General features: G+C 71.5%; 23 protein-coding genes. 14 read left to right on the forward strand and 9 right to left on the reverse strand.

The annotated features are described in order from the left end of the window. The first annotated feature begins 66 nt into the window (after positions 1–66). The 3 genes from OG866_RS24690 (at position 67) to OG866_RS24700 (ending at position 2479) form a co-directional block, all read left to right on the forward strand. On the forward strand, positions 67–465 hold the full coding sequence (locus tag OG866_RS24690) for a RidA family protein (RefSeq protein ID WP_329337883.1): 399 nt from the start codon (positions 67–69) through the stop codon (positions 463–465). Then, complete coding sequence (locus tag OG866_RS24695; protein WP_329337885.1) at positions 458–916, forward strand: GNAT family N-acetyltransferase; 459 nt, start codon at positions 458–460, stop codon at positions 914–916. The genes OG866_RS24690 and OG866_RS24695 overlap by 8 nt, the downstream gene beginning before the upstream one ends. Before the next feature lie 144 nt (positions 917–1060). Then, a complete protein-coding gene (locus OG866_RS24700) occupies positions 1061–2479 on the forward strand; it encodes a PAS domain-containing protein (protein WP_329337887.1) in 1419 nt (472 codons plus the stop codon). Between the two features lie 155 nt (positions 2480–2634). On the opposite strand, the gene OG866_RS24705 is transcribed toward OG866_RS24700, so the two are convergent. Then, positions 2635–3390: an SIS domain-containing protein gene (locus OG866_RS24705; protein ID WP_329337888.1), complete on the reverse strand. Its 756-nt coding sequence runs from the start codon at positions 3388–3390 to the stop codon at positions 2635–2637. A 280-nt stretch (positions 3391–3670) separates the two neighbouring features. Between OG866_RS24705 and OG866_RS24710 the strand changes: the two genes are divergently transcribed. Beyond that, complete coding sequence (locus OG866_RS24710; protein WP_067020955.1) at positions 3671–4363, forward strand: metal-dependent transcriptional regulator; 693 nt, start codon at positions 3671–3673, stop codon at positions 4361–4363. Between the two features lie 575 nt (positions 4364–4938). Then, positions 4939–5883 carry an alpha/beta fold hydrolase gene (locus OG866_RS24715; protein WP_329337891.1) on the forward strand — a complete coding sequence of 315 codons (945 nt, stop codon included), beginning with the start codon at positions 4939–4941 and terminating at the stop codon, positions 5881–5883. 29 nt (positions 5884–5912) lie between these two features. Here OG866_RS24715 and OG866_RS24720 read toward each other — a convergent pair whose 3' ends face one another. The 3 genes from OG866_RS24720 to OG866_RS24730 are packed head-to-tail and all read right to left on the reverse strand — an operon-like array spanning position 5913 to position 8959. Beyond that, positions 5913–7505 carry a transporter gene (locus tag OG866_RS24720; RefSeq protein WP_329337893.1) on the reverse strand — a complete coding sequence of 531 codons (1593 nt, stop codon included), beginning with the start codon at positions 7503–7505 and terminating at the stop codon, positions 5913–5915. Then, the gene (locus OG866_RS24725) at positions 7502–8275 is read right to left on the reverse strand and encodes an ABC transporter ATP-binding protein (RefSeq protein WP_329337895.1); all 774 of its coding nucleotides are present in this window, start codon (positions 8273–8275) and stop codon (positions 7502–7504) included. Before OG866_RS24725 ends, OG866_RS24720 begins: the two co-directional genes overlap by 4 nt. A 21-nt stretch (positions 8276–8296) precedes the next feature. Beyond that, complete coding sequence (locus tag OG866_RS24730; protein ID WP_329337896.1) at positions 8297–8959, reverse strand: bifunctional DNA primase/polymerase; 663 nt, start codon at positions 8957–8959, stop codon at positions 8297–8299. A gap of 256 nt (positions 8960–9215) precedes the next feature. On the opposite strand from OG866_RS24730, the gene OG866_RS24735 reads away from it, so the two are divergent. Together OG866_RS24735 and OG866_RS24740 are read left to right on the forward strand one after the other, a co-directional pair. Beyond that, on the forward strand, positions 9216–10601 hold the full coding sequence (locus tag OG866_RS24735; RefSeq protein WP_329337897.1) for a transcriptional regulator: 1386 nt from the start codon (positions 9216–9218) through the stop codon (positions 10599–10601). A gap of 202 nt (positions 10602–10803) precedes the next feature. Then, positions 10804–12540, forward strand: coding sequence for a hypothetical protein (locus OG866_RS24740; RefSeq protein WP_329337899.1), 1737 nt, complete (start codon positions 10804–10806; stop codon positions 12538–12540). Positions 12541–12573: 33 nt separating this feature from the next. Here OG866_RS24740 and OG866_RS24745 read toward each other — a convergent pair whose 3' ends face one another. Beyond that, entirely contained in the window at positions 12574–13881 is a 1308-nt protein-coding gene (locus OG866_RS24745; protein ID WP_329337900.1) for an ABC transporter substrate-binding protein, read from the reverse strand. Between the two features lie 117 nt (positions 13882–13998). On the opposite strand from OG866_RS24745, the gene OG866_RS24750 reads away from it, so the two are divergent. Together OG866_RS24750 and purU are read left to right on the forward strand one after the other, a co-directional pair. Beyond that, positions 13999–14499 (forward strand): SCO4402 family protein, encoded by a 501-nt coding sequence (locus tag OG866_RS24750; protein WP_329337901.1) that lies wholly within the window; start codon positions 13999–14001, stop codon positions 14497–14499. A gap of 46 nt (positions 14500–14545) precedes the next feature. Further along, a complete protein-coding gene (purU, locus tag OG866_RS24755) occupies positions 14546–15427 on the forward strand; it encodes a formyltetrahydrofolate deformylase (protein WP_329337902.1) in 882 nt (293 codons plus the stop codon). A 91-nt stretch (positions 15428–15518) separates the two neighbouring features. Here the strand turns inward: purU and OG866_RS24760 are convergent, their stop codons facing one another. The 3 genes from OG866_RS24760 to OG866_RS24770 form a co-directional block, all read right to left on the reverse strand. Further along, positions 15519–16181, reverse strand: coding sequence for a DUF4097 family beta strand repeat-containing protein (locus OG866_RS24760; RefSeq protein ID WP_329337904.1), 663 nt, complete (start codon positions 16179–16181; stop codon positions 15519–15521). 184 nt (positions 16182–16365) lie between these two features. After that, positions 16366–17820, reverse strand: a complete 1455-nt coding sequence (locus tag OG866_RS24765; RefSeq protein WP_443063560.1) for an MDMPI N domain containing protein — start codon at positions 17818–17820, stop codon at positions 16366–16368. Then, positions 17817–18398 (reverse strand): sigma-70 family RNA polymerase sigma factor, encoded by a 582-nt coding sequence (locus tag OG866_RS24770; protein ID WP_329337905.1) that lies wholly within the window; start codon positions 18396–18398, stop codon positions 17817–17819. Before OG866_RS24770 ends, OG866_RS24765 begins: the two co-directional genes overlap by 4 nt. A gap of 329 nt (positions 18399–18727) precedes the next feature. Here OG866_RS24770 and OG866_RS24775 point away from each other — a divergent pair, with 329 nt between their 5' ends. Both OG866_RS24775 and OG866_RS24780 read left to right on the forward strand, forming a co-directional pair. Beyond that, the gene (locus OG866_RS24775; protein ID WP_329337906.1) at positions 18728–19108 is read left to right on the forward strand and encodes an STAS domain-containing protein; all 381 of its coding nucleotides are present in this window, start codon (positions 18728–18730) and stop codon (positions 19106–19108) included. A gap of 167 nt (positions 19109–19275) precedes the next feature. Then, complete coding sequence (locus OG866_RS24780) at positions 19276–19788, forward strand: EF-hand domain-containing protein (protein ID WP_329337908.1); 513 nt, start codon at positions 19276–19278, stop codon at positions 19786–19788. On the opposite strand, the gene OG866_RS24785 is transcribed toward OG866_RS24780, so the two are convergent. Then, positions 19772–21310, reverse strand: a complete 1539-nt coding sequence (locus tag OG866_RS24785; RefSeq protein ID WP_329337909.1) for a class I adenylate-forming enzyme family protein — start codon at positions 21308–21310, stop codon at positions 19772–19774. The two genes, OG866_RS24780 and OG866_RS24785, sit on opposite strands and share 17 nt — an antisense overlap. A gap of 99 nt (positions 21311–21409) precedes the next feature. Here OG866_RS24785 and OG866_RS24790 point away from each other — a divergent pair, with 99 nt between their 5' ends. Genes OG866_RS24790 through OG866_RS24800 form a run of 3 tightly spaced genes read left to right on the forward strand, consistent with a single transcriptional unit; the run spans position 21410 to position 24708 of the window. Continuing rightward, positions 21410–22642 (forward strand): amidohydrolase family protein, encoded by a 1233-nt coding sequence (locus OG866_RS24790; protein WP_329337911.1) that lies wholly within the window; start codon positions 21410–21412, stop codon positions 22640–22642. After that, the gene (locus tag OG866_RS24795; RefSeq protein ID WP_329337913.1) at positions 22642–23775 is read left to right on the forward strand and encodes an acyl-CoA dehydrogenase family protein; all 1134 of its coding nucleotides are present in this window, start codon (positions 22642–22644) and stop codon (positions 23773–23775) included. Before OG866_RS24790 ends, OG866_RS24795 begins: the two co-directional genes overlap by 1 nt. A 3-nt stretch (positions 23776–23778) precedes the next feature. Then, positions 23779–24708, forward strand: coding sequence for an acyl-CoA dehydrogenase family protein (locus OG866_RS24800; protein WP_329337915.1), 930 nt, complete (start codon positions 23779–23781; stop codon positions 24706–24708). The last annotated feature ends 269 nt before the right edge of the window (positions 24709–24977 follow it).

Consider the following 24977-nt stretch of genomic DNA (forward strand, 5'->3'; position numbering starts at 1 on the left):
TCGATATCACTTCATCCATCACCACCTATTAGACGTATACCCCCTGCTCACCTACCGTTCCGGCACATGACGAAGCGACGCGCGATTCTCAGCGGTTCGGTGTTCGAGGAGCAGATCGGGTACGCCCGTGCCGTGGTCGACGGCGACTGGGTGCATGTCTCGGGGACGACCGGATTCGACTACGCGACCATGACCATCTCCGAGGATGTCGTCGAGCAGGCCGAGCAGTGTCTGCGGAACATCGGGGCGGCTCTGGCCGAGGCCGGGAGCGGTTTCCCGGACGTGGTCCGGGTGCGGTATCTCCTCCCGGACCGCGAGGACTTCGAGCCGTGCTGGCCGGCGCTGCGGCGGGCGTTCGGGGAGGTGCGTCCGGCGGCGACGATGATGATGTGCGGGCTCGCGGATCCTCGTATGAAGATCGAGATTGAGGTGTACGCGCGGCGGGGAAGTGGAGAGAGTGTCTGATCTTCGGATAGTCCGGGTGGAGCGTGCGGTCGGTGACGCCATGCTCGAACAGTGGCGGTACGTCCACAACGTGATCATCCCGGCCGACCCGCTCGGCCTGGACGCGGTGCGGGAGCGGAGTACGCGCTACCGGTTGGAGAACGCGTACGTCGGTGACGTTCTCGTCGGCTGTTCCACCGTGCGCCCGCCGGAGGGCGAGGACGCGGTGGCGACCGTCATCGCGCGCGTCCTGCCCGCGTACCGGCGGCGGGGGTACGGAACGGCGCTGTACGAGAACGGGCTCGCCCACGCGCGCGTGCTGGGTGCGAGGACGATCGAGACATGTGTGCTGGCCGTCAACGAGGACGGTCTGCGCTTCGCCGGGAAACAGGGGTTCGTCGAGGTCGAGCGGTATGTGCTGGACGGCGAGAGCGACCTGTGGATCGATCTCAGACGCGATACGGCCGCGTAGAGACGCGTAGATACAGGAGCGGCGTACAACGATTCCCCCAACTTGTGGGAACTCGGTGTGTGCTGCGTCACGTTCCAGTTAGATGATTGCAAGTGAGCGAACCGACGTGCCGTACGGACGGACGCAAGCCTGATGGGGGTCCAGGTGAGTGCTTCCAGGCGTAGTGGGACCACCGACGAGCTGGGGCCGGACGAGCCCGAGCGGCCCGGCCAGCCGGAGCAGCCCGAGCGGGACGGCTCGGATCTGCTGGCCGCCCTGCTCGACGGCATGGACGCGGCGCTGTGCGCCTTCGACGCGGACGGCGCCGTCACGCACTGGAACCGTGAGGCCGAGCGGATTCTGGGGTGGACGGCGGCCGAGGCCGTGGGGCGGCAGGGGTTCGCCGGGTGGGCCGTACGGGAGGCCGACGCCGAGGAGGTCGAGGGGCGGCTGATGTCCGCCATGGAGGCTCCTGGGCGGCAGGTGCACGAGTTCGCGCTGCTGACCAAGGACGGCGGGCGGGTCCTCGTACGGACGCAGTCGGCCGCCGTGCGCGGTCCGGACGGCAAGCCCGCCGGGGTGTACTGCGCGTTCAGCGAGGTGCACGCGCAGATCGACCTGGAGCGGTCGATCGCGCTGAGCGAGGCGCTGTTCGAGGACGCGAGCTGGGGTGTCGTGCTCGTGGACGCGGATCTGCGGCCCGCCGTGGTGAACGCGCACGCGGCGCGGGCGCTGGGCATCGGCCGTACGTCGGTGCTGGGCCGGCCCCTGGGTGAGCTGCTCGCGCAGGGCGTGGAGGAGCTGGAGAGCGCGCTCACGCATGTGCTGGCGGAGGGTGCGCCGCCCGCTCCGGCGGAGATCTGGGTGAGTGTGCGGACGCCGGAGGGCGAGCAGCGGCGCTGCTGGCGATGCGGCTTCGTGCGGCTGGCCTCGCCACTCGCGGAGGAGCCCGTGCCGTTGGGCGTGGGCTGGCTGTTCAACGACGTCACCGCGGCCAAGCTGGCCGAGCAGGAGGCGTCCATGCTGCGCTTCCGGGGCAACCAGCTGCATCGCGCGGCCCGTGCGGCCGCCGAGTGCGAGGACCCGACGGAGGCGGCGACGATCCATCTGGACTTCGCGCTCGCCGGCTTCGCCGACCACGCGGTGATCGACCGGGTGGCGGGGGCCGTCGGCTCACTGGCCGACGGGGACTCGGATGTGCCGGTACGGCTGGTCCGGGTCGCCGCGACTCCCTCCGGGGCGTCGGGGCCGAGCGTGCTGACCGGGCAGGCAGGGTTGCCGGTGCGGTACGCGGAGGGGCATCCGGCGTTGCAGTGCGTGGAGCGGGTCGGGTCGGTGCGGGCGAGTGTGGGCTCGGTGCCGGTGGAGCGGGCGCGGGAGTGGGCGCTGGCTCGGCAGTGGCCGGGGGACGCGGTGCACGCGCTGTGTGCGGTGTTGCGGAGCCGGGGGCGGACGTTGGGGGCTGTGACGTTTCTGCGGGGCGCTGGGCGGAGTGCGTTCGAGCGGTCTGACGCGGCTTACGCGGAGGATGTGGCGCTGCGGATCGCTGCGGCGCTGGATCTGGCGGGGGTGCTGCGGGGATAGGGGCGCGCCGGTTCGCGGGGCGCCCGGAGTGGGGGCTGGGCGGGGGTGGGTCTCGCTCGCCCGCGCGTGCGGGGTGCCGTCGCGCCCACCCGTGCCGCCCTGCGGCACGACTGCCCGCAGCTACGGCGGACGGGCGGTGGCCGCAGCCAGGAGCCCTAGCGCCGGTAGAAGATCCTGTCCGCGTACTCCTCGAACACCCGCTCGTTCCAGTCCAGCCCGCCGTCCACGTTGCCCGACCTCAGCATCGGTGGTTCCACGCCCCGCTCGGCCAGGGACGTCGCGGCCGTGGCCACCATGGCCTGCATCAGGGCGGACGTCACCACGGTCGACGCGGGGGCGAAGGGGGCCGGGACCGTGTCGAGGGTGAGTTCCGCGTCGCCGATGGCGATCTTGGAGTCGAGGACGACGTCGCAGTGGTCCTTGAGGTAGGTGCCGGACGAGTGCCGGGAGCGGGTCTCCGTGGCATACGCCACCGACGTGACGCCGATGACCTTCACTCCGCGCGCGCGGGCGCTCATCGCCATCTCCACCGGCATCGCGTTGCGGCCGGAGAGGGAGATGATCACCAGGGCGTCGCCCGCGCGGAGCGGGGAGGAGTCGAGGACGGCGCCGGCGAGACCGTCGACCCGCTCCAGGGCGGAGCCGAGCGTGGCCGGCATGACGTCGACGCCCACGGCCCCCGGCACGGCGAGCAGGTTCATCAGCGCGAGCCCGCCGGCCCGGTAGACGACGTCCTGCGCGGCGAGCGAGGAGTGCCCGGCGCCGAAGGCGAAGAGCCGGCCGCCGGCGGCGACGGTGTCGGCGAGGAGCGTGCCGGCCGCGGCGATGGGCTCCGCCTCCTCGTCGCGGACCCGTTGCAGCAGGCCGATGGCGGCGTCGAGGAACCGGTCGGCGGGCGTGCCGTCGCTCATACGAACCCCTTCGGTTGGCTGTGTCGCGGATCACCGTGCGGTCTGGACCAGTGCGGTGTCAATACGGCCGACCGTAGGCCCCGGAATGGCCCCGGAATGGTTGCGGGGAGGCGTGGGACGGCCCGGGAAGGGCGCTCCGCGGCGGCCGGGAGGCCGACGAAACCGGCTCGTTTCACCGGCGCGGCACGGTTGTCAGTGGTATGCGTCAGAATTGAGGTCAGGGCCAGCGCACGCGCCGCGGAGTGGTCGCGCTTCCGGCAGAGCTAATCGAGGGGCACGTATGTCCGGACTGATCGACACCACGGAGATGTATCTCCGCACCATCCTCGAACTGGAAGAGGAAGGTGTGGTCCCCATGCGCGCCCGGATCGCCGAGCGGCTCGACCAGAGCGGGCCGACCGTCTCCCAGACGGTGGCGCGGATGGAGCGGGACGGCCTGGTGTCCGTGGCGAGCGACCGGCACCTGGAGCTGACCGACGAGGGACGCCGCCTGGCGACGCGCGTGATGCGCAAGCACCGCCTCGCCGAGTGTCTCCTCGTCGACGTGATCGGTCTGGAGTGGGAGCAGGTCCACGCCGAGGCCTGTCGCTGGGAGCACGTGATGAGCGAGGCCGTGGAGCGCCGCGTCCTGGAGCTGCTCCGCCACCCCACCGAGTCGCCGTACGGCAACCCGATCCCCGGTCTGGAGGAGCTCGGCGAGAAGGACGGCGCCGACCCGTTCCTCGACGAGGGCATGGTCTCGCTGGCCGACCTCGATCCGGGCCTTGAGGGCAAGACGGTCGTGGTGCGCCGTATCGGCGAGCCCATCCAGACCGACGCCCAGCTGATGTACACGCTGCGTCGCGCGGGCGTGCAGCCCGGCTCGGTGGTGAGCGTGACGGAGTCGGCCGGCGGGGTCCTGGTGGGCAGCGGAGGCGAGGCGGCGGAGCTGGAGGCGGACGTGGCCTCGCATGTGTTCGTGGCCAAGCGCTGAGCCTCGGGTCCCTTCCTTCCGGCGGCCAACTGCTGGGGCGGCCGGGGCAGTTGTGGCGTCCCGGTGATCTCGCCGATGCGGGGTCGATGTGAAGCAGATTCGAAGATTCAGTGCGTCGAATCGCAGCGCTCGGACGCCCCGCGTGCAAGGCTGTCGCGTGAGGCATATGACCTGAGGGGGCGGGGATGATGTGCCGCAGACGTGTGGAGGGCCCCGGCGCCATGTGGCGCCGGGGCCTGTCCTCCCCTGTGCTGACCCGGAGCCCCGAGCTCTCAGGGTCATTCCCCTCGGACCGATTTCCCCGAGCGGTCCGCCTCCCGCTGAAGATCTCCCCTCGGCGTCGGCGATCAATCCTTGAGGGAGGTCACTCGAATGAGGGGTGTTCTCGGCGGAGGACGCATTTTCGAATAGGCATTCGATAGCCTCTGGGTGACACGCCGGGCGGAACGTGCGCTTCAGGGAGGGGCGGCGCGAAAGCGAGCACGTCAGGCAGGGCAAGGCAGACATGGTTCACAGGACCGGCCGGCTGAGCGGGAGCAAGCGGTCCGAGCGGAGCTAGGGGGGTGCCAGGACCAATGGCGCGGCGCATCGACGTGACCGGGGCAGGCGGCGTACGCCTGGCCGCCTGGGAGTTCGGCGACCCTCCCAAGCCCGACCTGACGGCGGAGCCGAGGGAGCACGGCGTACGGGAACAGGGCGGCGCGGCCGGCCGGCGGGCCGGGCAGCGGACCGCCCAGGGCGCCCTCGACCGCTCGCCCGGCGTGCTGTTACTGCACGGCCTGATGGGCCGCGCCTCCCATTGGGCCCCTACCGCCCGCTGGCTGTCCGAGCGCCACCGGGCCGTCGCCCTGGACCAGCGCGGCCACGGCCGCAGCGACAAGCCCCCGCAGGCCTCCTTCACACGCGAGGCCTACGTCGAGGACGCCGAGGCGGCCCTCGAACAGCTCGGCCTCGGCCCCGCCGTCCTCATCGGCCACGCCATGGGCGCCCTGACCGCCTGGCAGCTCGCCGCGAAACGGCCCGACCTGGTCTCCGGCGTGATCATCTGCGACATGCGGGCCTCCGCCCTGGGAGCGGCCTCGCAGCGCGAGTGGGCCGACTGGTTCAAGTCCTGGCCCCTCCCCTTCGCCACCCTGGCCGACGTACGGAAGTGGTTCGGCGAGGACGATCCCTGGGTGGAGCGGCCGAACCCGGCCCGCGGAGAGTTCTACGCCGAGGTGATGGCCGAGTCGCCCGACGGCTGGCGTCCGGTCTTCGAGCCCGAGCAGATGCTGAAGTCCCGGGAGACCTGGGTCTACGACGCGCACTGGGAGGAGCTGACGCAGGTGCGGTGCCCCACGCTGGTCGTACGCGGCCTCGACGGCGAACTGGGGCGGGCGGAGGCGCAGGAGATGGTCCGCGTCCTGCCCCGCGGCGAGTACGCCGAGGTGGCGGACGCCGGGCACCTGGTCCACTACGACCAGCCGGACGCCTGGCGCGCGGCCGTCGAGCCGTTCATCGACGGCCTGTTCGGAGGGTAAACACCCTCAGCCCTCAGCCCCCACCCCTGTCACCCCTTGCTCACCGCCGCCAGGATCTCCGGGAGCCGGGCCGCTGTCCTCGGGGCCGACGCCCGCAGCCCCGCCAGTGTGATCGCCACCCCGTACAGCGCCCCCGCCGGCAGCAGCACCCAGGTCCACCGGTCGCCGTCCCTGACCACGTTCAGCCAGATCGTCAGCGTGATCACGGGCGCGCACAGCAGCGCGGCGGCGATCATGCCGCCGAAGATGGAGATCCAGGCGAGCCCGGTCTGACCGGGGGCCACGTTCTTGTAGCCCTCCTGCGGGATGGAGTACGGGAACCGGGCCGAGGTCCAGGCGCCGGTCGCCAGCATCGCGCCCAGCAGGGCGAAGGACAGGCCGAGCGCCTCGGGCAGCCTGGCCCAGTCGCCGAGCATCGCCGTCGTCACGACGGTCACGAGCGTCGCGTACGGCAGGGTGATCAGCAGCAGTGCCAGGGCCCGGCCGCGCAGCTCGACGTAGGCGTCCCGGGGCGAGGAGATGGTCATCGCGACCATCCAGAACGCGGAGGTGTCCTGCCCGAACTGGTTGTACATCTGGATGCCGAGCATCCCGGCGGCGAAGCACGCGAAGTAGATCGAGCCGGTGCCCTGAAGGGCGTTGAAGACGGGGACGATCAGTCCGATGGCCAGCGAGGTCACCCACGCGGCCTTCGTCTTCGGGTCGCGCCAGATGTAGCGCAGGCTCCGCTCGACCACCGTGCCCGTCCGCCCGCCCGGCAGCAGACGCGCGAGCCCGGTCGACGCCCGTTCGCGGGCGGCCGGTTCGGTGGCGGACTGGAGTGTGGAACCGTCGGGCGAGACCATCAGCCGCGTCATGTGCCGCGACCACAGTCCGAGCAGCGCCACCAACGCGCCCGCACTGAGAGCGAGTTGAGCGACCGCGACGCCGTACGACCCCGAACTCGCCGCGTCCGCAGCCCCTATCGCGGACGCGGGCGGCACCCAGCGCAGCACATCCCCGACCGGGTCGAGCTGCTCAAGCCCGCTCGAACCCAGGCGCTGCGCACCGAAGTTGACGAGCTGCGCCCCGATCGCGATCACCAGCCCGCTCAGCACGGCCAGGTCCCGCCCCTTGCGGCTGGTCAGCAGCCGGATGTTGGCGGCGGCGACGGCCCGCGCGAGCGCCACGCACACCAGCAGCGCGAGCACCACCCCGACGACGGCGACGACGTACGCCACCGCGCCGTGCGCCACCGCCACCGCGGAACCGGCGAGCAGGCACAGCGTGAACAGCGGCCCGATCCCCACCAGCGAGGCCGCGAGCAGCGCCCGCACCAGCGGCCGGGGCCGCAGCGGCAGCATCACCAGACGCGTCGGATCCAGGGTCTCGTCCCCGCCGGGGAAGAACAGCGGCATCACCGCCCAGCCCAGCGCCAGCACCACCACCAGCAGCACCACCACCGATCCGGCGTGCTCGTTGCCCCGCAACGCGATCAGCCCGATCAGCTGGAGCGCCGCGAACAGCAGCGTGACGACGGCCGACGCGACGTACGCGGCCCGCCGCCCCCCGGACTGCCGTAGCCCGTTGCGCAGCAGCGACAGCTTCAGCCGTACGACGACGGCGGTGACGTCGGCACTCATCGCGCCGCCCCGCCGCCGAGCCAGTCCAGATCGGAGCCGGCGTTCCGCCCGTGCGCCCCGACCAGCTCCAGGAACGCCTGTTGCAGCGAGGGCGCCTCTCCGCGCACCTCGGCGAGCGTGCCATGGGCCCGGATGCGTCCGGCGGCCATCACGGCGACCCAGTCGCACAGCGACTCGACGAGTTCCATGACGTGTGAGGAGAAGACGACGGTGGCGCCGGAGGCGGTGTACCGCTCCAGCACCCCGCGGATGGTCTGGGCGGACACCGGGTCGACGCCCTCGAACGGCTCGTCCAGGAAGAGGACTTCGGGGTTGTGGAGGAGCGCGGCCGCGAGCCCGATCTTCTTCCGCATACCGGTCGAGTAGTCGACGACCAGCTTGTGCTGGGCCCCGGCCAGGTCGAGCACATCGAGCAGCTGTGCGGCCCGCTTGTCGACCTCGGTCCCGGGCAGCCCCCGCAACCGCCCGGAGTAGCCGAGGAGTTCGCGGCCCGACAGCCGCTCGAAGAGCCGCAGCCCTTCGGGGAGGACCCCGATCCGTGCCTTCACCTCGACGGGGTCCCGCCAGACGTCATGCCCGACGACGGAGACGGACCCCTGATCGGGCCGCAACAGCCCGGTGATCATGGAGAGGGTGGTGGTCTTCCCGGCTCCGTTGGGCCCGACGAGCCCGATGAACTTCCCAGCGGGCAACTCAAGATCAATCCCGGCCACGGCAACTTGCTGCCCGAACCGCTTCCAGAGCCCACGCACACTTACGGCCGACGTCATGCATGCCAACCTAAGCGCTGGTTACCTGTCCCGACCGCACGCATAGGCAAGCGGCGAGATCAACTCCTCAGCATCCGGCAACCACCGATTCGCCGGGGTGGGCCGACAAGCCCACTGCACAGCTCCACGGGACCCGTAACGAGTAGGCGGAGCAGCCACGTACGCCCCCTCGCCCAACGCCACCAGATCCAAGGAAGAAGGCGTCCACCCGAGCTTCCGCACCAACTCCGGCACCTTCACCGAGGCTCCCGGCAACACGAAGAAGTGCATCCGACGATCGGGCGACAAGGTCACCGGCCCGAGCGTCAACTCCATCCGTTCCATACGGGCCAGCGCGAGAAATCCCGCGGTCTCCGGCACGGACACCGCGTCGAACGTCCGCCCCGTCGGCAGCAGAATCGACGCCAGCGGCTGCTTGGACCACAACCGGCGCGCGACGGTCGCACTGCCCGTGGCCTGCGTCGCCCAGTCCTCCCGCGCCGGGTGCGCGCCGGGTGCGGCGCACGCCGCCTCGCCGCAGGAGCAGCGCTGCACCCCGTCGACGGCTTCCAGCCAGGCGCCGGGGAAGACGTCCCAGTGGCGCTCCTCGGCGTAGCGTACGGCTGTCTCCAGCAGCGATTCGCCGCGCTGCTTCGGAATCTGAACGGCTTCGGTGCCCGCGATCGTCTCTTCCACGATGAACACAACTCCCGCACTCACCTGGAGTTACGGGGGTAACGCGCGCGGGGGAGGGGCATCGATTCCGCATCTGGGGCGCATGGATGCACGTGTGGGGGCGCGCGGGAGGATCTGTCGCCGGACGTGGGTAGCCCCGTACGGGGTGGCTTCCGTCTTTTACCCCGGCAATCCTCGCATGTCCCGCATTACCGGTATGTCCGCGGGGCATTGATCTTCACGGCCGGATCTTTTCGCTTCAGGGGTTGTTCCCAGGGGGTATGCCATGGCCGCAAGGCCTCTCGTCGCGCGGCAGCCGAACGAACGGTTGCAGGCGCTCATCCAGGAAGCGGGTTGCTCGAACGCCGGGCTGGCCCGCCGCGTCAACATGTGCGGCGCGGAGCACGGTCTCGACCTGCGCTACGACAAGACGTCCGTGGCCCGTTGGCTGCGCGGTCAGCAGCCGCGGGGCCGGGCGCCGGCGATCATCGCGGAGGCGCTGGGGCGCAAACTCGGCCGTACGGTCACGATCGACGAGATCGGCATGGCCAACGGCAAGAACCTCGCCTCGGGCGTGGGCCTCCAGTTCTCACCGACCGTCCTCGGTGCCATCGAGCAGGTCTGTGAGCTGTGGCGCAGTGACGTGGGGCGGCGGGACTTCCTGTCCGGCTCGTCGGTGGCCGCGTCCGCGCTCGTCGAGCCGAGCCGTGACTGGCTGATCTCGTCGCCGGACTCACAGGTGGCGCGTTCGGCGGGGCCCCGGGTGGGGCAGTCCGACGTGGCGGCCGTGCGGGCGATGACCCAGGCCCTCGTGGACCTCGACCACCAGTACGGCAGCGGGCATGTGCGGCCGGTCGTCGTGCACTACCTCAACAGTGTGGTGAGCGGGCTGCTCGCGGGGTCGTACCGGGAGGCCGTCGGGCGGGAACTGTTCGCCGCGGTCGCGCGGTTGACCGAGCTCGCCGGGTACATGGCCATCGACACCGGCCAACCGGGCCTGGCCCAGCGGTACTACATCCAGGCGCTGCGGCTCGCGCAGGCCGCCGGGGACCGTGGCTACGGCGGGTACGTCCTCGCCGCCTCCATGAGCCATCTCGCCGCGCAGCTCGGAAACCCGCGTGAGATCGCACAGTTGGCGCGGGCGGCGCAGGAGGGGGCGCGGGGGCGCGCGACACCGCGCGCCGAGGCGATGTTCCATGCGGCGGAGGCGCGCGGGCACGCGCTGATGGGCGACGCGCGGGCGGCGCAGGTGGCGTCCGGGCGGGCGGTGAGCGCGCTGGAGTCGGCGGACGTGAACTCCGGGGACGACCCGGTGTGGATCGCCCACTTCGACGAGGCCTATCTGGCCGACGAGTTGGCGCACTGCCACCGCGACCTCGGTCAGGCCGAGGCGGCGGCGCGGCGGGCGCAGGAATCCCTCGACGGGCTGCCGGAGACGAAGGCGCGGCGCCGGGCCATCGGGTACGTCCTGCTCGCCAGCGCGCAGGTGCAGCAGCGCGAGATCGAACAGGCCTGCCACACCGGGCTGAAGGCCGTGGAGTTGCTGGAGACCGTCCGGTCCAACCGGGGCGCCGAGTACCTCGACGACTTCCAGCAGCGTCTCGAACCCTTCCGGGACGAGCCCGTGGTACGGGAGTTCGGGGCCCGGTTGGACCTTCAGGCCGCCGCGTGAAACCTGTGGGTACGGGGGTGTGAACTCCCGGGAAACGAAGGCTCTTGGGCAGAAAGGAGGGCTTATAGAGCGGATGCGGGCCCGGTTCTGTTACCGCGGTCACAGGGACGCAGGTCACGTCCCGTGCTGCGTGGCACCGGGCTCGGGGGACCCGGTAGCGTGAGCCGACGATTCACAAGGTCCCCCATTAGTAGGAGTCCCGGTGACGCAGAGTGGACAGGGCGAGGAGCCCTCGCCGCGCGTGGCGCGCGAAGGCATCGTGCTGCCCTCCGACGGTGGCGAACCGCTGCTGCCGGGCATGACGGGCGTACCCGCGGGCGGTCACGTTCCGCCGCCCGCGCCCACCGCACCTCCGGCCGCCCCGCCCGGCGCACAGGCCTGGGGCACACCGTGGGGTCCCGACCAGCAGGCCCCGGCCCCGCAGCAGCCGGGCCCCGGTGAGGGCTGGGGTGCCCCGCAGGGACAGCCGTGGGGCGCGCCGGACGCGTACCAGGGGCAGCCGCAGGCCCCTGACCCCTACCAGGCCCAGAGACCGGCGCCGGACCCGTACCAGGCGCAGCCGTCCGGCTATGACAGCGATCAGGCGACCTCCTACTACCTGCCGCCGGTCGGCCAGACGCCTCCCGCGTCGCAGCCGTCGCCGCAGCAGGACGCCTCGGCACCGCAGCCGTCCGGCTATGACAGCGATCAGGCGACCTCCTACTACCTGCCGCCGGTCGCCCAGACGCCTCCCGCGTCGCAGCCGCTGCCGCAGGAGAGCGCCTCGGCGCAGCCGCCCGGCTACGACGCCGACCAGGCCACCTCCTACTACCTGCCGCCCGTGGGCCAGCCCTTGCAGACGCCGCCCCCCGCCGGCCCGTACGGCGCCACCGGCGGCGCGCCCCTGCCGCCGGCCGACGAGGGCGCCACGCAGTACATCCCGCCGGTCGCGCCGGGGGCCCTGCCGCCCGAGGTGCCCGCCGAGCGCACGCAGTTCCTGGGACAGCCGGCGCACGGGCAGGCGCCGCAGGGTCAGGGCGCCGGGCCGATGCCGCCGGTGTCGGGGCCGGACGCGGAGGCGACGCAGTTCATCGCGCCGGTGACCGGGGAGCACGGTGGTGAGCGGCAGCCGCCCGCCGAGTTCGACAACCTCTTCCGCGGCGGGCCCGGCGGGGACAGCCCGGCCGGGGCCACGCAGCAGCTGCCGCGCTTCGAGCCGGGGCAGGCCCACCCGGCGCAGGGCCGGCCGCAGCCGTCGTACATGCCGCCGACCGGTACCGGACGGCGGGCGGCGCAGGTGCAGGCGGACGAGCGGGACCGCAGCGGGCGTACCCGGTCGCGGGTGCCCGCCATCGCGGCCGTCGGGGTCGGTATCGCCGTCCTCGGCATCGGTGCGGGCGCGCTGCTGGCGAGCGGTGGTGGTGACGACAAGGGCGACGACAACAAGCCCGTCTCCGCGACTGCCCCGGCGACCGAGGGTTCCGCCTCGCCGTCGACCGACGCGGCGAAGGAGCAGGCGGTCGCCCTGGACAAGCTGCTGGCCGACAGCGGTGACAGCCGGGCGTCCGTGATCAGCGCGGTCGGCAATGTGAAGGCCTGCAAGGACCTCGGTCAGGCCGCGACCGACCTGCGCAACGCCGCGACCCAGCGCAACGACCTGGTCACCAGCCTGTCCGCGCTGTCCGTCGACAAGCTCGCGAACCACTCCGAGCTGACCACCGCCCTCACCAAGGCGTGGAAGGCGTCCGCGTCGGCCGACAACCACTACGCGGCGTGGGCGGACCAGGTCGCCTCGAACAAGAAGGGCTGCAAGAAGGGCCAGGCTCGCTCCACCCCGCAGACCGTGGCGGGCAACCAGTCGAGCGGCGAGGCGACCACGCAGAAGAAGACGGCCGCCCGGCTGTGGAACGCGATCGCGCGGACGTACGGCCTGACCGAGCGCACCTACACCCAGCTGTAGCCGTCGCGGCGGCTACGGCCAGGTGCGGTCGGCTCAGTTGACCTCGGCGGTCGCCAAGGTCCTGCGGACGTCGGTGAAGCCCGGGTGCGCGGCCACGAGGCGGCCCTTGCGGACGACCTGGAGCGTCACGTCGGTGTTGACGAGGCGGGTCAGGCCGATGCCGGCGAGGCTGTTCTCGTACTCCCAGTTGAGGGTCGGCGTGAGGCTGCCGGTGTCGACCTTCAGACCGCCGTTGAGGGCCTTGCGGATCGCGGTGCCGGTCACCTCGCCGTCGCCGAGCGACTCGAGGACGGCCCTGAGGACGGTGTAGGCGATCCAGGTGGTCTGCACTCCGGCGTCCGCGGGGTCGATGCGGTTGTCGCCGAAGGCCTCCTTCCCGATCACCTTCTTCATGGCGTTCCAGCGCCGGTCGGTCGAGGGCGGGTACCAGCTGGTGATGTACGACCCCTCGTACGGCCCCGACCGGCCGCCGGAGGCGTCGATCACCGTCTGGTCGACGCTGCCGAGCACGGTGGCCGTGCGGACGGCCGGGTAGTCCTCGCGCGAGCGCCGGAAGGAGTCCATGAAGGTGCCGGTGTGGTCGCCGAGGGCGGGCACCACACAGCCCTTCTTCGCGGGGTCGGTGGTCGTGTGGTCGAGGGCGCGTGCGGACTGGGCGGAGTACTCGGTGGCGTCCTCGTCGGCCAGCTGGTCCGCGGCGGCGGGATGGCCGCCCGCCTTGAGGCCGGAGTCGATCATGACGTGCAGCTCGTCGCCCGCTATGGAGTCGGGCCGGACCAGGGCGACGGGACCGCAGGCGCCGGCGAGTTCCTTGCCGAGCCCGGCCAGCAGGGTCGACTGACCGCCGTTGACGGGGAAGGAGAGAGGGCTCTCGAACTCGGAGTTGGTGATGCCGTAGCCGCCGATGTAGGGGATGTCGGCGCTCTCCAGGGTCGGGAAGAACGCGTCGCCGTGCTGGCTGTAGGAGCCGACGACCGCGACGACGCCCTCGTCCGCCGCGCGCTGGGCGCACTTGGCGGCGGTGACGGTGTCGTTCTGGTCGTTGCAGACCAGGACGGCGAGTTTGTGGCCGTTGATGCCGCCGCGGGAGTTGATCCAGCGGGCGTAGGCCTGGGCGAGGGCGGGCATGCCTGGCTTGTTGGTCGCGTTGGTGTCCATCGGCGCCCAGGTCATGATCTTGATGGGTTCGTCCCCGGTGCCCCCCGTGACACCGGGGACGACCCCGCAACCGGCGACGAGTGACGCACAGGCCACCAGGGCGCCCGCCGCGAGGGCGGTTGCTCTGACGGGACGTGTGAGCGTGGGGAGGAAGGTGCTGCGGGTGCGTCGCCTGCCGGTCATGGGCACACACGCTTCCGCCACATCGCCAACCTGGGAGTGACGTACGGTCAACGGTTGGTGACGTGCAGGTGAATTGCGGGGTCCGGTGAGACGCGTGGGACGGGGAACGTACGATCGATGACCGTGCAAGGTTCGGAGAACTCTTCCCGTCGCGGCCGTCGCTCATCCACCATGGGCGGTATGCCACTGAACGACATGCCGTGGTGGCGCTGGCGCAGCAATGTGCGCTCCGCGCTGCACATGCTCTCCGACCCCGGGTTCCAGCGGGACGTCTGGCTGGCCGGCGTCGAGGGGTACGGGGACGTCACCGACGCCGTGTACCGCCTCGTCGAGGACACCTGGCTGGACAACTGGTCCGCCGAGAAATACGTCGGCACGATCTTCCGGGACTCCCAGGAGGCGGCCCTCGTCGACACCGCCGTCCTGCGCGTGCTGCGGATCATGCACCAGGCCGGACCGGACGCCCCCGTGTCCGTGTACATGGAGAACCCGGGCTGGCCGGACGCGGTGCGGGCGGCACGGGACGCGCATGTACGGATGGCGACGGCAGACGGGGAGGACCCGGACGCCCCGCCGCGCTCGCTCCAAGTGCTGCACATCATGACCCGGTCCGCGTGACGGACGCGTTCTCTGCGGAACCGGCGGTCGTGAGACCCTGTCCTGCATGAACGAGCAGTCCACCCGAGCCGCGGCCCCGGCCGAGCAGTACGTCCTCACCCTGTCCTGCCCCGACAAGCAGGGCATCGTGCACGCCGTGTCGAGCTACCTCTTCATGACCGGTTGCAACATCGAGGACAGCCAGCAGTTCGGCGACCACGACACGGGTCTGTTCTTCATGCGCGTCCACTTCTCGGCCGAGGCGCCGGTGACCGTGGACAAGCTGCGGGCCAGTTTCGCGGCGATCGGTGACTCCTTCCACATGGACTGGCAGATCAACCGGGCCGAGGACAAGATGCGGGTCGTGCTGATGGTCAGCAAGTTCGGGCACTGCCTGAACGACCTGCTGTTCCGCGCCCGGATCGGCGCGCTGCCGGTGGAGATCGCCGCCGTGGTGTCCAACCACACCGACTTCGCCGAGCTCGTGGGGTCGTACGACATTCCCTTCCACCACATTCCGGTGACGAGGGAGAACAAGGCCGAGGCCGAGGCGGAGCTGCTTCAGCTGGTGCGCGAGCGGGACGTCGAGCTGGTCGTGCTCGCCCGGTACATGCAGGTGCTCTCCGACGACCTGTGCAAGCAGCTCAGCGGGCGGATCATCAACATCCACCACTCGTTCCTGCCGAGCTTCAAGGGCGCGAAGCCCTACCACCAGGCGCATGCCCGGGGCGTGAAGCTGATCGGTGCCACCGCGCACTATGTGACCGCCGACCTCGACGAGGGGCCGATCATCGAGCAGGAGGTCGAGCGGGTCGGTCACGACGTCACGCCGGACCAGCTGGTCGCGATCGGGCGGGACGTGGAGTGCCAGGCGCTGGCGCGTGCGGTGAAGTGGCACGCGGAGCGGCGGATCCTGCTCAACGGGCGGCGGACGGTCGTCTTCGCGTAGTGGTTTCCCTCGCGCATACGAAAAGGGCGGCGCCCACCGACGTGATGTCGGTGGGCGCCGCCCTTTGTGGTCCGTGGCCGCCGCCTCTCCCTCAGAGGCTGCGGGCGGCGATGTCGCCGTAGGACGTGGTGGCGTGGATGTCGAGCGCGGGGGTGCCGTCGTTCCGGAGGGTGTTGGTGACCCGGCCGTAGGAGGTGCCGGCGTCGAGGGTGGCGGAGGTGTCGCGGGCGGCGCCGACGGTGATGTCGCCGTGCTCGGTGTGCAGGGTGAGGGTGCCGCGGGTGGCCTCCGTGACGGTCAGGTCGCCCTTCTGGGTGCGCAGGTCCGCGGGGCCGGTCAGGCGGCCGAGGACGATGTCGCCGGCCTGGAGGGTGAGGCGGGCGCCGGAGGTCTCGTCGAGCTTGACCGTGCCGTGGGCGGTGTCGAGGGTGACCTCGCCGAGACGGCCGACCCCGCGCAGTTCGGCGCTGGCCGTCCGCGCCTCGACATGGGAGCCGACCGGCAGCTGGACGGTGACCTCGATCGCCCCCGAGGGGCCGAGGAGCTGGTTCTTCGTCGGGCTGTTGATCCGCAGCACCCCGTCGGCGCAGGCGACCTGCGTCTGCCTCGCCGCCTTGACGTCCCGGCTCTTGGCGGGGTTCGCCGGCCGGATCTCGACGGTCGTGTCGGCGCGGTGGGCGGCGATGAAGCGGAGATGCCCGGCGGGGACGTCCAGGACGACGGTGACGGGGGCGGGGGTGGTGAACTTCTGCATGGTGCTGCTCCTTCGGGTTATGTTTCCGACGAAGGAAAAGCTACGTTGCGTTCATGGAATCGGCAACGGACTCGTTGCTCGGAGTGGGTATTAGCGCAGGTGGTGGTAGGTAAATCATTGCAACGGCTCAAGAAGTAACGCAACATGGGGTGACTGTGCTCATTGCAATGGGTGAGGGTGAACGCTACATGCGGCTCAGTGACGCCGCCGCGAACAGCACGTCCCTGATCGCCTCGCGGTCGCCCACCTGGCCCGCCGCCGCTTCCTCCGGTGACACATGGCCCGCGGCCAGCTGGCAGAACTCCACGCCGTCCAGCGCCACATGGGCCACCTCGTGCGCCGCGGAGCCCACGGCGGCCGGGGAGTCCAGCGGGATCAGCCACTCGCCGCCGCCCCGCCCCTCGATCTCCAGCCGCAGACTGCGCCCCGGCGCACCCGCCGGCACCAGATGCCGGCCCACACCACGCGACGCCAGCCCGTAGCGCCGCCGGACCGCCAGCGCGGTGGGGAGCATGCGGGCCGCGAGGTCGATCATGCGGTTGAGATGGCGCGGGGACGGGGGCTCGTACGGGTAGTCGACGGCCTCGGCGATGTCCTCCGCGTGCACCCAGCACTCGAAGGCGCGGTCCAGCATCGCGTCGTGCAGCGGGAGTTCGAAGTCGCCGTAGGCGACGGACAGCTTTCCGGCGCCACCGCCCGTGAACGACACCGTGCGCACCAGGTCGTGGCTCTGCTCGCGCCACGGGGCGCGCACGGAACGGGTGGGCGGGAAGTGCGAGCCGCGCCAGTACGCCTCGGTGCGGGCCGCCGGGGTGGGCGTTCGCGCGGTGACGTCACCCAACGGGTCGTCGAGACCGAGGGCCAGCGCCACCAGGCCGTCGACGGTGAGTAGATGCGCGATCACACCGGCGACGGTCGTACGACGGCTCGTCGCCTCGTCGGCCTCGAACCAGCGCAGCCGCACGGGCGCGTGCCACTCCGCGTCGCCCATGTCGCGGAGCAGGGCGTCGAGGCGGGCGGCCTCGGCGTCGTACGGCGCCGCCCACTCGGGTACCGGGATGCGCGGCGGACGGCGGTCCAGGCAGCCCTCCAGTACGCGGGTGCGCAGGCCCGGGTCGAGGTCGAGGCTCTCGGGCGGGTGGAGCAGGCCGACCGCCTCGCGCAGCCGCAGCGCCTCGTCCGCGCACGCGCCGCAGAAACCCAGGTGGTCCTCCACCGCGGCGGTCTCCTCCGCCGAGCAGGCGGCCAGCGCCCAGGCCCCGAGGAGGGACTTCAGGACCGGGTGCTCCAGGACCAGCGGCGGAGGCTTCGGCAACTCCTCCAGCGGGGGCAGCGGCTGTCCCGTGTCCTCGAGGGAGGCGCGGGGGAGCGGTATGCGGGGCGGCTGGTCGGGGTGGGGGTGGGAGGGGCCGGAGCCGGTGCCGTCGGTGGGGCCGCCCGGGGTGCCGGGGCCGCCGGGTGTACCGGGGCCGGCCGGGGTGTCGCCGTACGGCTCGTGGCCCCCGCGGTGCGCGTCGCCCACGTCTCCCGTCCCTCCCGGGCGCTCTTCGCGTTCCTTCCGGTTCGCCTGGCCGTCCTGGCCGTCCTGTCCCTCCGGGTCCTCGTGCTCGTCGTACGCCTCGGAGTGGTTGTCGTTCACGCCGCGCCCCCGTATCCCGGAGGGGCTCCGGGTGCTCCGGCGTCATGGGCGGTGGAGAGGAGTTGCAGGCCCAGGCGGAGGCGACGGCGGGCCTCGTCCTCGGTGACGCCGAGGTCGGCGGCGGTCTGGCGGTAGTCGCGGCGCTGGAAGTAGGCCAGCTCCAGGGCGGCGCGCAGCGGGGCCGGCATGGACGTGACGATGTAGTCGGCGCGGGCGGCGACGGAGGCGTGGCGGACCTTGCGCTCCAGTTCCTCGGTGGAGCCGAGGCCGCCCTGGGCGAGCGCGGCGGTCTCGGTGGCGCGCAGGCGCTGCACGGCGAGGCGGTGGGTCAGGCCGGCCACCCAGGTGCGCAGCGGGCCCTGCTTGGGGTCGTAGGTCTCGGGGTGTTCCCAGACGTGGGCGAAGACCTCGCGGGTGATGCCGTCGGCGGCGCGCTCGTCGCCGAGGACGCGGTGGGCGAGGCCGTGCACGAGGGAGGCGAAGCGGTCGTAGAGCTCGCCGAGGGCGGCCGCCTCACCGCGTGCGAGCCGCTGCTGCATCTTGCGGTCCCAGCGGGGCGGTGCGTCCTTCTTCGCCATGCGGCCCCCTCACCCTGTTCGCCTGCCCGTCCTGCCGGGCGTGGCGCCCGTCAAGCCTGAACCCACCGTCTCCTCGAATGTAGTCGGCACGTCTGACAGCGCACGCCCCTTTGTCGCAATGCGCGCCCCCGGGGAGCGGAGGGTGATAGTGGATGTTCGCGTACCCCACCGTTTCGTGCGCATCCCCGATCGAACAGGATCGAAGGCGACTAAAACAAGCCTCTTCTGATCGGTTTCCGTTTCCCGGGCCGGGTTTCAGGGCACCGCCGGTGGGCAGCCGCGCTGCAAGGAAGCGTAGGAATCGCTTCCGTTTCCGGCGAGCGAAGGGCGTGGTGGTGGCGTTCAACGTGACCGGCGACCAGCACGGGGACTGGGCCGTGCTGCGGGTGTCGGGCGAGCTGGACCTGGTGACGTCGCCGGTGCTGCGCCAGCGGGTGCACGACGTGGTGGCCGAGGGCCGCCACAGTCTCGTCCTCGACCTCTCGGAGGTCTTCTTCTGCGACTCCAGCGGCGTCGGCGTGCTCATCGCCTCCCGGCGTCTGATCCGCTCCTGCCAGGGCAGCCTGCGCCTGATACTGCCCGCCCAGGGGGCACCGGAGGGCTCCCACGTCAACCGGGTGCTGGGCGCGCTGGGAGTACGGCGCCTCTTCGACGTCCACCTCGACGTGGACTCGGCGACGGAGGACGAGGCGGGCCCGCTGTCGGCGTGAGGGTCTCCGTTGTGCGAGCGACTGCGCCGTGCCACACCGTTGTCCCGAAATTCCCCCGGTCTTGGCACAACCGTCGCTTTCCCGCGCCGCGGCCCGGTCCCGCGTCGTACGCTCCGAGCGAGATGCACCGGATGCACCCCACGTGATGTAAGGCGGCTGGTAGAGACATGGTCAGCAGCGAGTACGAGCGCAGGATCGCCGCCCGGTTCGCCACTTTCGACCAGGACGGCAACGGCTACATCGACCGGGCGGACTTCAGCGCGGCGGCCAAGGCGCTGCTCGCGGAGTTCGGGACCGCGGCCCGGTCGGACAAGGGCCAGGCCCTGTACGGCGGCGCGGAGGCGTTCTGGCAGGGCATGGCGGGGATAGCGGACCGGGACGGCGATCAGCGCATCACCCGGGACGAGTTCGTGAACGGGGCCGTCAAGCGGCTGCGGGACAATCCCGAGCGGTTCGCCGAGATCGCCCGCCCCTTCCTGCACGCGGCCCTCGCCGTGGCCGACCGGGACGGTGACGGGACGGCCACCGTCGAGGACGCCGCGCGCGTGCTCAGGGCCCTCGGCGCGGAGGAAGGCGTCGCCCTCGCCGCCGCGAGCGCCCTCGACACCGACGGTGACGGGAAGATCGCCGAGGCCGAGATCGTGCCCGCCTTCGCCCGCTACTTCACCGTCCCGGAATAGCGGAACCGGAATCCGCGTCAGCGGAGCCCGAATAACGCTCGCGCAGTTTGTACTTGAGCACCTTCCGCAGGGTCTCGTTGCGCGGAAGGGCGTCCACCACCTCCAGCTGCTCCGGCAGCTTGTGGACCGACAGCCCTTCCGCGCGGAGGTAGGAGACGGCGGCGGCAAGCGTCAACTCCGGGCCCCCGCCCGCCGGTTCGATCACCGCGCACACCCGCTCGCCCCGCTCCTCGTCCGGCAGCCCCACCACCGCCACGTCCCCCACCGCCGGGTGCGCGGCCAGCAGGTCCTCGATCTCCTTCGCCGAGATGTTCTCGCCCTTGCGGATGATCACGTCCTTCGCGCGGCCGGTGAGGACCAGATGCCCGGAGTCCTTGAGGAACCCCAGGTCGCCGGTGCGCAGGAAGCCCTCCTCGTCGAAGGCCTCCGCCGTCTGCGCCGGGTTCAGATAGCCCTGGCAGACCGCCTCGCCGCGCAGCCGCACTTCCCCGTCCACGATCCGTATCTCCATGCCCGCCGGCGGGCGGCCCTCCGTCGTCGCGAGGTTCTCCGTGGTGTCGTCCGGCGAGCCCATCGTGATCATCGGCACCTCGGTCATGCCGTACCCGTGGGTGAGCTGGACGCCCATCTCGCGCACGACCGCGTGATAGACCTCCGGAGGCTTCGGCGCCCCGCCGCCCGCGAGCAGCCGCAGGGTGGGGATGACGGGCGTGCCCGGCTGCTTGCGCTGCTCCGCCAGGAACATCGAGTAGAACGCCGTCGACCCGCCCGCCACTGTCACCCCGTGCTTGCGGTACCCCTCCAGCGCGTCCGGCAGCGCGAACTGCTCGAACATCACCGCCGGGAAGCCGTACAGCAGCAGCATCACCGTGTAGTCGGGGCCCGCGATATGGGCGTACGGGAAGGCCATCGAGCCCACGTCGGCGGCGGAGAGGCGCAGTGCGTGGGCGAGGCAGGAGCCGCCCGCCATCAGTGAGCGGTCCGTGTGCAGGACGCCCTTGGGGTCGGAGGTGGTGCCCGAGGTCCAGTAGATCCAGCGCACCGAGGTGCCCTCGGCGGGGGGAGCGGGGAGGGTGGCCGGGTCGCCGTCGGGGAGGTCGTCGTACGCCTCGAAGACACCCTTCGCGCCGAGGCGCCGGGCCATCGCCGGGTAGTCGAAACCCCGCCATACGCCGGGTACGGCGAAGTACTCCGCCTTGGACTCACGGAGCGCGAAGCCGACCTCGCGGTCGCGGTAGAAGGGGATGACCGGGGACTGGACGGCGCCGAGGCGGGCCAGGGCGAAGGAGAGCAGGGCCGTCTCGATCCGGGTGGGCAGTTGCCAGGCGACGACCGTGCCCGGACGCACGCCCATGCCGTACAGCCCCGCCGCCACCCGCTCGGCACGCGCGCGCAGCTCGCCGAAGGTCAGGGTGCGGTCGTCCTGGAGGAGGACCGGACGGTCGGGGGTCAGGCCGGCGCGGCGCGCGGCCAGGTCCCAGAGGGTGCGGGCGGAACTCAGGGAGTGCGGGGTCTCGTTCACGGGTGCCCCCTGCTTGGCTGACGACTCGTCAGGTGACATGCTATCTGACGATCCATCAGATAGTGCCTGTCAGGTGAACACCGTCCGGCGGAGGGGATCATGCCGACCGAACTGCCCCGCATCATCAGCGTCGACGACCATGTGATCGAGCCCGCGCACCTCTTCGAGACCTGGCTGCCCGCCAAGTACCGCGACCGCGGACCGCAGCCGCTCACCGCCGGGATCGGCGAACTCGCCTACGTGGGAGGCAAGTACCAGATCACGATGGACCCGGACGGCCCGCCCACCGACTGGTGGATCTACGAGGACCTGAAGTTCCCGTACAAACGCAACATCGCCGCCGTCGGCTTCGACCGGGACGAGATGACCCTGGAGGGGATCACCCGGGAGGAGATGCGGCGCGGCTGCTGGGATCCCAAGGCACGCCTCGCCGACATGGACCTCAACCATGTCGAGGCCAGCCTCTGCTTCCCCTCCTTCCCGCGCTTCTGCGGCCAGACCTTCGCCGAGGCGCACGACAAGGAGGTCGCGCTGGCCTGTGTGCGCGCCTACAACGACTGGATGGTGGAGGAGTGGTGCGGCGGGAGCGGCGGGCGGCTCATCCCGCTGTGCCTGATCCCCTTGTGGGACATCGAGTTGGCGGTCGCCGAGATCCGGCGCAACGCCGCGCGGGGCGTGCGGGCCGTGACCTTCTCCGAGATCCCGACCTATCTCGGCCTGCCGTCCATCCACTCCGGCTACTGGGACCCGTTCTTCGCGGTCTGCCAGGAGACCGGCACGGTCGTCAACATGCACATCGGCAGCAGCTCGCAGATGCCGGCCGCCTCACCCGACGCACCCCCCGCCGTCCAGGCCGCCCTCAGCTTCAACAACGCCATGGCCTCGATGATGGACTTCCTGTTCAGCGGTGTCCTGGTGAAGTTCCCGACGCTCAAACTGGCGTACAGCGAGGGGCAGATGGGCTGGATCCCGTACGCCCTCGAACGCGCCGACACCGTCTGGGAGGAGCACCGCGCGTGGGGCGGGGTGCGCGACACGATCCCCGAGCCGCCGTCCATGTACTACTACCGGCAGATGTACTGCTGCTTCTTCCGCGACCAGCACGGCGTCGCGTCCCTGGACGTCGTCGGCCGGGACAACGCCACCTTCGAGACCGACTACCCGCACGTCGACTCGACCTTCCCGCACACCAAGGAGGTCGCCCTCGACCATGTGAAGGGCCTCGACGACGAGACCGTCTACAAGCTGATGCGCGGCAACGCCATCCGCATGCTCGACCTGGATCTCGACAGGGATCTCGACAGGGATCTCGGCAAGGGCCCCGGCGAGTAATGGACCTGTCGTACACCGCGGAAGAGGAGCAGTTCCGCGCGGAGTTGCGGCGCTGGCTGGCCACCGTACTGCCCACGCTGCCGACCAAGCCGTCCCCGGACGACTGGCCGGGCCGCCGCGCCTACGACCTGGGCTGGCAGCGCAGACTGTACGACGCCGGGTACGCGGACGTGCACTGGGACGCCTCGCCGACCCTGCGGCTGATCTTCCTGGAGGAGACCGAGAAGGCCGGAGCGCCCTATGTGGGCGCAGGGTTCGTCGGGCTGCTGCACGCCGGGCCGACCATAGCCGCCGAGGGGACCGACGAGCAGCGGGCGCGCTGGCTGCCGCCGATCCTGCGCGGGGACGAGGTGTGGTGCCAGGGGTTCAGCGAGCCCGAGGCCGGCTCCGACCTCGCGGCGCTGCGCACGCGCGCGTGGCGGGACGGGGACGACTACGTGGTGAGCGGCTCCAAGATATGGACCTCGCACGCCGAAGTCGCCGACTGGTGCGAGCTGTTGGTGCGGACGGACCCCGCGGCGCCCAAGCACCGGGGGATCAGCTGGCTCGCGATGCCGATGGACGCGCCGGGGATCACCGTACGGCCGCTCAGGACCCTCGCCGGGTCCGCCGAGTTCGCCGAGGTGTTCCTCGACGAGGTGCGGGTGCCGGTCGGCAACCGGGTCGGGGCCGAGAACGACGGCTGGCGCGTGACCATGGTGACGCTGTCCTTCGAACGCGGCACGGCCTTCGTGGGCGAGGTCGTCGCCTGTCGGCGCGTGCTGCGCGAACTCGCCGTGGAGGCACGGAAGAACGGGCGCTGGGACGATCCGGCGCTCAGGCGGCGGCTGGGGGCCCTCAACGCCGAGTTCCGGGCGTTGTGGCGGCTCACTCAGTGGAATGTGAGCGAGGCGGAGGCGCGGGGCGGGGTGCCGGGGGTGGGGGCGTCGGTCTTCAAACTGCGGTATTCGCAGGTGCGGCAGGACCTGTACGACGCGGCGGCGGAGGTTTTGGGGGAGGGGGCGTTGGACTTGAGGGCGCCCTGGGTGGTGGACCGGTTGTCGTCGTTGTCGTACACCATCGCGGCCGGGACCTCGCAGATTCAGCAGAACATTGTGGCGGAGCGGATTCTGGGGCTGCCGAAGGGGCGGTGAGCGGTGCGGTTTCAATTGACTGTGGAGCAAAGGGCGTTGCGCGATACCGTGCGAGCCGCAGTTGGCCGTCGGGCGCCTGCGGGTTCGTCGGGGCTGGTCGCGCCCACGCGGCGGAGCCGCACATGTCACAGCCCCGCGCCCCTTAGCGGCATGCAGGTGGCCGGCGATTCCCAGCTCCGTCTTGATCGGGGGATGTGGCGGGCTCTTGGGGAGCTTGGGTTCTTTTCTCTGCGGCTGCCCGAAGCCGACGGAGGAGCCGGATTGGGGCTGCCCGAAGCCGTGTTGGCGTTCGAGGAGGCCGGGCGGGCGCTTGTGCCCGGGCCGCTCGTGGCTACGCATCTCGCCGCCGGGGTGGTGCCCGGTGCGGATACCGGGGAGGTTGTCGTGGCCGCCGCTGACGGGCGGCTCGTGGAGTGGATGGACGAGGCCGATGTCGTGTTGCCGGGGGCGGAGGGGGCCGTAGCGATGCGGTCGGTGGATCCGCTGACGCCGCTGCACCGGGTGCCCGCTCCGGCGCCCACCGATTCCGTGGCCGTCCTGCTCACCGCCGCCGAACAGCTCGGGACGGCCACCCGCGCGTGCGAGCTGGCGGTGCAACACGCCCGGACACGTGAGCAGTTCGGGCAGCCGATCGGGGCGTTCCAGGCCGTCAAGCATCTCTGCGCGCAGCTGCTGGTGCGGGTCGAGCCGGCCCGCGCGGCCGTGTACGCGGCGGCCGTGACCGAGGACCCGGCCGACATCGCCGCGGCCCGGCTGCTTGCCGACGAGGCCGCCGTGCGCGGCGCCCGCGACTGCCTCCAGGTGCACGGCGGCATGGGCTTCACCTGGGAGTCCGAGGTGCATCTGCTGCTGAAACGGGCATGGGTGCGGGCCCAGCGTGGCGGTGGCCGTACGGAGAGTGAGGAGCTGCTCGCGGCCGAGCTGACGGTCTGACAGGGCCCGGCCCCGGCCTGGGCTGGGCAGTCGCGGAAGCCCGTCCCGGAAATGTCGCGGACTGTGGCATACCGGAATCACGGAGCGTTGATATCGGGTTGTGTCCTATGCGTGACCCGTCACGGCCTGGAGTCGGTGTCCTACTCCGGTACCTTCTGTGGGATGCGAGTGGTTCCGAGCACGAGCCGTGCCGGTGTTGCCTCCGAGGCGGCTCCGGGTGCGGCGGTGCGCGCCGCCTCTCGCCGGGTGGGAGGGCCGTCGGCCCCCGC

Origin of the sequence: Streptomyces sp. NBC_00663 (assembly GCF_036226885.1) — a bacterium.
Taxonomy (GTDB): Bacteria; Actinomycetota; Actinomycetes; order Streptomycetales; family Streptomycetaceae; genus Streptomyces.